This is a genomic window from Methylobacterium sp. WL6 (assembly GCF_008040095.1).
GTDB lineage: Bacteria > Pseudomonadota > Alphaproteobacteria > Rhizobiales > Beijerinckiaceae > Methylobacterium.
The window spans coordinates 1-6,652 of the sequence record NZ_VRVH01000252.1 but is presented as its reverse complement, the minus strand read 5'-3'; the positions used below and the strand labels follow the sequence as shown (position 1 = coordinate 6,652).

General features: G+C 74.3%; 6 protein-coding genes. 4 read left to right on the top strand and 2 right to left on the bottom strand.

The annotated features are described in order from the left end of the window. Positions 1–79: 79 nt before the first annotated feature. Both FV230_RS22460 and FV230_RS22455 read right to left on the bottom strand, forming a co-directional pair. The gene (locus FV230_RS22460) at positions 80–733 is read right to left on the bottom strand and encodes a serine acetyltransferase (protein ID WP_187275588.1); all 654 of its coding nucleotides are present in this window, start codon (positions 731–733) and stop codon (positions 80–82) included. Further along, positions 730–1,335 (bottom strand): serine acetyltransferase, encoded by a 606-nt coding sequence (locus FV230_RS22455; protein ID WP_243936041.1) that lies wholly within the window; start codon positions 1,333–1,335, stop codon positions 730–732. The genes FV230_RS22460 and FV230_RS22455 overlap by 4 nt, the downstream gene beginning before the upstream one ends. A gap of 175 nt (positions 1,336–1,510) precedes the next feature. Between FV230_RS22455 and FV230_RS22450 the strand changes: the two genes are divergently transcribed. The 4 genes from FV230_RS22450 to FV230_RS22435 are packed head-to-tail and all read left to right on the top strand — an operon-like array spanning position 1,511 to position 6,378. Beyond that, complete coding sequence (locus tag FV230_RS22450) at positions 1,511–2,902, top strand: polysaccharide biosynthesis C-terminal domain-containing protein (protein WP_246694955.1); 1,392 nt, start codon at positions 1,511–1,513, stop codon at positions 2,900–2,902. Next, positions 2,899–3,867, top strand: coding sequence for a glycosyltransferase family A protein (locus FV230_RS22445; protein WP_147843982.1), 969 nt, complete (start codon positions 2,899–2,901; stop codon positions 3,865–3,867). Before FV230_RS22450 ends, FV230_RS22445 begins: the two co-directional genes overlap by 4 nt. Then, positions 3,864–5,246, top strand: a complete 1,383-nt coding sequence (locus FV230_RS22440) for a right-handed parallel beta-helix repeat-containing protein (RefSeq protein WP_147843981.1) — start codon at positions 3,864–3,866, stop codon at positions 5,244–5,246. The genes FV230_RS22445 and FV230_RS22440 overlap by 4 nt, the downstream gene beginning before the upstream one ends. A 1-nt stretch (position 5,247) precedes the next feature. Beyond that, a complete protein-coding gene (locus tag FV230_RS22435) occupies positions 5,248–6,378 on the top strand; it encodes a glycosyltransferase family 1 protein (protein ID WP_147843980.1) in 1,131 nt (376 codons plus the stop codon). Positions 6,379–6,652: the final 274 nt, after the last annotated feature.

Here is a 6,652-nt window from a genome sequence, read left to right as displayed (position 1 = left end):
ACCTCGACGCGGGCTGACGCGCCCCGCCGGCCCGCCGCCGGACGGTGCCGGGCCGCGTGATCGCGAACGTGGGCGCGGCTCATGCGGCGCTCCTGTCCTGGGCGATCGCGGAATCCTGCACGATCCCGGGATCCCGGCCGAGCGTGGAGACGCTGGTCTGGCGCAGGCGCTGCATCGAGACGGTCCCGGCCGGGATGTCCCGCAGGGTGGCGACGCCGACGCCGACCATCGCCGCATCGCCGATCGTCACCGCGCCCATGACCAGGGCGTGCGCGCCGACCACGACCCCGTCGCCGAGGTGCGGCGCGTCCGGCGGGAACGGCGCGGCGGCCAGCACCGGCCGGTCCGGCGCGACCACCACCGCCGGCAGGATCACAAGATCGCGTCCCGCCGTGCCGCAGAAGGCGATCCGTGCCGGGTGCGGCACGAACAGCCCGGGGCCGATCCGCGATCCGGGATGGAAGGACGCGCCGGTGAGCCGCACCGACAGCCCGGCGACGGCGGCGGCCGTCCGCCGCCACCCGCGCAGGTGCATCAGGTGGGCGACGCGGTGGAACACGGCGCACTGCATCGCCGGCAGCAGCACCATCATCGCCGCGCGGGAGCGCGACATCGGCCTGCCGCCGCTGATCTGGCGCACGATCCGCTCGAGGTCGGCGGCGAGCAACCGGCGCAGGACCGCCGGGCGGGCGTGGTCGAGGACCGGTTCGGAGGGCGTCCGGTCGTCGCTCACGACACGGCGCTCCGTCCCGGCAGCGCGCGCCAGTCGGTCGGTGCCAGGTCGGTGTCGGCGTCGAGATCCTTGAGCACGAGGCAGCGCGGCCCGACCCGGGACCGGTCGCCGATCAGCACCGCGCCCAGCACGATCGAGGCCGGCTCGAGGACCACGTCGTCGCCGAGGCGCGGCAGCCCCGGGCCGCCGCCGACGTCGCGGTCCGGGGTCTTGTAGAGGCCGCCGATCGAGGCCTGGAAGCCGAAGGCGGCGTCGCGGCCGACGGCGCCCGCGATGATCGTGCCGTAGGGATGGGGCAGGAACATCCCGCCGGCGATCCGGGTCGAGGGCGGGATGTCCGAGCCCGTCAGCCAGCCGTTGACGATCCAGAGCAGCCAGGCCGCCATCCGCCAGCCGTTCTCGTGGGCGTAGCGCGACATCCGGTAGAGCCAGATCGCCTGGTAGCCGCGGCGCAGGCGCACCGGGCCGGGGATGCGGCGCGCCCAGTGCGCCCGGTCGGCGCGCAGCGCCGCGCGGGTCTCCGCCCAGGAGATCGCTGTGCCTGCGGCGGTCTCGGTCCCCGCGAGATCCCGGGCCGCGAGCATGTCGGCTGGCTTAGGCATGTCACTCTCTTTACGGCTGTATAATACTTATAAGCGCAACCATAAGGCGATTTTCGAGGTATGCGTCGTCTGGGTCGTGCTATCCTACAATCATAGGTAGCATTTTTCCGGCGAAAATCACCGAAAGATGCGTATGGTGGTGAATCGAACCGATACGGGCCGGGACCGAAGGGGGATGCGCTACGGCATCAACCTGGTCGGTCAGGCGGCCGGCCGCGGCATCTACCTGCTCGCGGGTTTCGCGGCCTTCGTGATGGTCGCGAAGGGGGCGGGGCCTGAGGTGCTCGGCCATTACGGCATCGCGCTCGCCGCCCTGGCGATCGCCCTGATCGCCGCCGATTTCGGCACGACGCTGACCTTCGCCGCGCGCATCGGCGCCTGCGCGCCGGAGGCGCGGGCCGACGCGCTCGCGGGCGTGCTCTCCGCGCGCCTGATCCTCGGCGCGGGGACGGGCCTCGCGCTGCTCGGCGCCTTGCCGCTGCTCCCGCCACCGACGCGGCCCGCCCTGGCGCTGGCGGCGCTCGCCATGCCGCTGGTCGCCGCCCGCTTCCTCGACGCGCTGTTCCAGGTCTGCGGCCGGCCCGGCTGGTCGGCCTATCCCTCGCTCGCCAACGCCGCCGTGCTGGTCGTCGGGACCGCCCTGGCGCTCGCCCTCGACGCGCCGGAGGCGGTGCTGCCCCTCGTCGCGGTGGCGGCCGGGGCGGCCTACGGCGTCCTCGGCCTCGTCCTCGCCGGGCGCCTCGTGCCGCTGCGGGCCGCCTCGCCGCGGATCGGCCTCGCCACGATCCGGCAGGCCGCCGGCGTCGGCATCTCCAACGCGCTGGGCACGCTCAATGCCCGCATCGGCCTGCTTGCGCTCGCCGCCTTCGCCGGCGCGGCCGAGGTCGGGCTGTTCACCGCCGGCTACCGCTTCTTCGAGCTCGGCGTCGCCGTCGCGATCACGCTCGCCGCGCCCCTGGTGCCGGTGTTCGGGCGCGCCGTCGGCACCGGCACCCTGCTGGCGCAGGCCCGTCTCGCGCTGCGTCTCGTGCTCGCCGCCGCCGGCCCCGGCGTGGTCGCGGCCTGGGTGCTCGCCGACCCGCTGGTCCGCCTGCTGTTCGGGCCGGACTACGCCGCCAGCGTGCCGGTCCTGCGCATCGCCGCGCTGATGGCCGCCGCGATGATCGCGGCGACGATCCTGTTCTCCGCCCTGATCGCCCTCGGCCGCACCGGCTTCGCGGTCTGGTTCAGCGCCACCGGCTGCGCGGTGAACGCGATTCTCTGCCTCGTGCTCGTGCCGCGGGCAGGCGCCACGGGTGCCGCGCTCGCGGCCCTGGCCGCCGAAATCGCGATGCTCGCAGTGGTTGTATCCGTGTTCCACCGGTCCGTCGGGGCGCCGCTCGTGCCCCGCGACCTGCCGGCGATCCTCGCTCCGCCCCTCGCCATGGCGGCCTGCGTCTTCGCGAGCCCGGCCGCGCTCGCTCCCGTCGCCCTGCCGGCCGGCGCGATCCTCGCCCTCGCCGGCGCCCTGTGGCTGCGCCCGCGCAATTCTCTCCCCAGCCTCTCAAGCCCGGAAGCCTCGTCATGACGCCGGATACGCCCCCGCCCTCCGAGACCCCGATCCTGTCGGTGATCATCCCGACCTACGGCCGCGCCGAGACCCTGCGGCTGACGCTGGCCGCCTTCGATCGCCAGGAGACCGAGGCCGCCTTCGAGATCGTGGTCTGCGACGACGGCTCGGCCGACGGCACCGGCGCGGTGATCAGCCGGGCGGTCGCGACCGCGCGGCGGCCGGTGGTGCACCTGCGCCAGGAGAATGCGGGGGCGAACGCCGCCCGCAACCGGGCGATCGAGGCCGCCCGCGGCACGCGCCTGCTCATCGTCAACGACGACACCATCCCCGGCCCGAACCTCGTCGCGGCGCACCTGGCGGCCCATGCCCGGCGCGGCGGGCGCGAGACGGCGATCCTCGGGCGGATGACGATCGACCCGGCGCTGCCGTTCTCGCCGTTCGCGGCGCTCCATCACGACGCCTCCTACGATGCGCTCGCCGGCAGGGTCGAGCTCGGCTGGGACGCGTTCCTGACCTGCAACGTCAGCGTCGACGCCGGCTTCCTGCGCGAGGCCGGCGGCTTCGACCAGCAGTTGACCTGGCACGAGGACATCGAGCTCGGCGAGCGGCTGGCGCGGCGCGGGATGCGCCTGTTCTACGAGCCGAAGGCGCTGGCCTACCACCACCACTTCCTCGACGAGGCGGCCTACCTGCGCATCGCCGAGCGGGAGGGCGCGGCCCTGGTGCTATGGTACCGCAAGCGCCCCGACCTCGCCCCCGACCTCGCCCGCCTCGGGCTCGTCGGCCCAGAGCCCTTCGGCCGCGCCCGCCGCCATGCGCTGGCCGACCTCGTGATGCCGGAGGTCGCCCTGCCCGGCTGGCGGGCCGCCGCGCGCTCGCTCACCCGCCTCAGCCCGGCCGCAGGCCGCACGGTGTGGCGCCGGCTGTTCCAGCGCCGCAAGCGCCTCGCCATCGCCCGCGCCTTCGCGGAGGCCGCATGACGAACCGCATCCGGGCGGCGGTGCTGGTCGCGCTCCTGCCGATGCTGGTGGCGGCCACCGCCTGCCAGCCGGCGGAGCCGCCGAGCCTGCAGCGCATCCTCGTCGATCCGTCGGGCTCGACCATGCCCGGTTACCGGACGGTCGCGGCGCTGTCCGCGGTGCCGTTCGCGAGCCTCGCGGCGGGCAGCGCGGTGCTGGTCAAGGGCGGCCGCTTCGACGGCGTCGTGGTCGTCGCGGCCCGCGGCACCGCCGAGGCGCCGGTGACGTTCGCCGCGGTGCCCGGCACCGAGCCGGTGCTGTCGAACTCGGTGGTGTTCGAGAACGCCGCCCACGTCGCGGTGTCCGGGCTGACCGTGCGGGGGGCCGTGAATTCCGGGTTCATCCTGCGCCGGGGGAGCCACCACGTCACGGTGCGGGATTCGGCCGTCGACGCCTCGGGCCTCGGCATCTGGATCGGCGACGGCTCCGGGGCCGGGCATCGCATCCTCGGCAACCGGCTCACCGGCAACAAGACCCATGGCATCGCGGTCGACGTGATCAACGCGCCCGCCGACGACCCGACGATCATCGCGGGCAACACGGTCTCCGGCAGCGGCATCCACGGGATGGAGATCAACGGCTCCGGCTACGTCGTCGAGGGCAACCGCGTCCACGACAACGGCATCGGCATGTCGGGCACCTCGGGCATCCACGTCTACGCCAAGGATGCGGGTCAGGACGCGGGCGACCGCAACACCATCCGCTACAACGTCGTCACCGGGCAGCGCGAGACCACGGGCCAGGACGGCAACGGCATCCAGGTCGACCAGTGGTGCGACGACAACCTCGTCGCCTTCAACGTCGCGACCGGCAACGACGGGGCCGGCATCAACCTGTTCGACGCCGGCCGGAACCTCGTGTCCAACAACACCGTCGTCGGCAACATGGCCGATTCCGGCGGCCGGCACGCCTACAAGGGCGAGATCGTGCTGGCCAGCGACTACACCAAGCAGGTCGGCCGCACCGTCGACAACCGCGTCCTGAACAACATCGTGGTGGCGACGCGGGCGAACGTCGCCGCCATCGCCGTCGAGGCCACGAGCACGGGCCGCGGCAACGCCATCGGCCCGAACCTGCTGCGGCACGCCGCCGGCGGCCGGCTCTACGCCTACGGCGCCACCCGCACCGACGACGGCGCGTCGCTGCCGCTGGGATCGCGCGCGCCGGACCTCACCGAGGCGCCGGCCTTCGCCGACATCGCAAAACCCTTCGCGAACGGCTTCGCGCTGACCCGTGCGCTCGCGCGCCCCGGCATCCCGCTCGGCGCGACGCGGGACCTGCCCGGCCGCACCTACGCCCCCAACGAGGCCCCGTCCTTCGGCGCCTATCGGAGCCCCTGACATGACACTCCGGATCGGAATCGATGCCCACGTCCTCGTCGGCAAGATGCAGGGCAGCCGCACCTGGCTCGTCAACGTGGTCGGCCGCGCCGTGGCGCGCCACCCGGACGCGACCTACGTGATCTACTCCGACGACCCGGGGCGCGCCGCGACGATGATCTCCGGCCCCAACGTCGAGCACGTCCGGCTGCCGCGGGTTCCGCGGGCCGTGCGGCTCCTGGCGGTCTGGCCCTGGCTCGTCCACCGCGACCGGATCGACGCGCTGGTGACCACCTACATCGCCCCGCCCCTGGTGCCGGGCGGGCGGCAGGTCGTCGTGGTGCACGACATCCTGTTCGAGACCCATCCGTCGTTCTTCTCCTTCGGGATGCGCTGGCGCACCCGCCTGCTGACGCGGCTCGGCGCCAAGCGCGCCCGCCTCGTCGTGACGATCTCGCGCTACAGCCGCGATTCGATCGCACGGACCTACCGGATCGACCCGGCCCGGATCGCCGAGGTCCGGTGCGGGACGAGCCCGCCCCGCACCGGCGCGATCACCCGCTCGCCGATCCGCGACGGGCGCCCCTACCTGATGATGGTCGGGCGCCTTGAGCCGCGGAAGAACCTCGCGCTGACGCTCGACGCCTTCGCGCGGCTTCCCACGGGGGCGGCGCGCCTCGTGGTGGTCGGCAAGCCCGACGGCGAGCGCCCGGAGACGCTGGCGCGGCTCTCGTCGATGGCCGACGTCGTGCACGTGGCCGGGATCGACGACCGCGGCCTCGGCGACCTCTACGCCAACGCCTCCGCCCTGGTGTTCCCGAGCGCCGGCGAGGGCTGGGGCATCCCGGTGCTGGAGAGCCTCGCGCTCGGCACGCCGGTGATCGCCTCCAACGTCACCGCCATCCCCGAATCGGGCGGCGACGCGGCGAGCTACTTCGACCTCGACGCGCCCGACCGGGTCGAGCGTCTCGCCGCGCTGATGCAGGCGGCGGTCGAGGGCCGGCTGCCCTTCGACCCGGCTCGCGCCCGCGCGCACGTCGCCCGCCACGACTGGGACGGCCCGGCCGCCGCCTTCGTCGACGCGATGCGGCGTGCCTTCCCGGCCCGCGATGCGGCAGCGGAGGCGTTGCGCGCCCTGGTCAAGTCGCACTGAACGCCTCGATCGGATCCGGGCGTCGCAGGCGCGAAACCCGGATCCGCGGTTTCGGAAGGGATCGGCTCCGTGCGGGCTCCGGCGCCGTCGGCCGGAACCCCGGTCACCCGCGGTGGAACGTCCAGCCGAACTCCGACAGCAGCAGGCGTGCGGCGGCCGCATCGTCGGAAAAGCGCAGGCGCGCGCGGCCGGCCGCGACCAGGGCGGGGTCGCGCTCCGGTGCGACGCCGCGGTCCGTCGCCGCGCCGGCGCGCTCCAGGGCGATCGCCAGGGC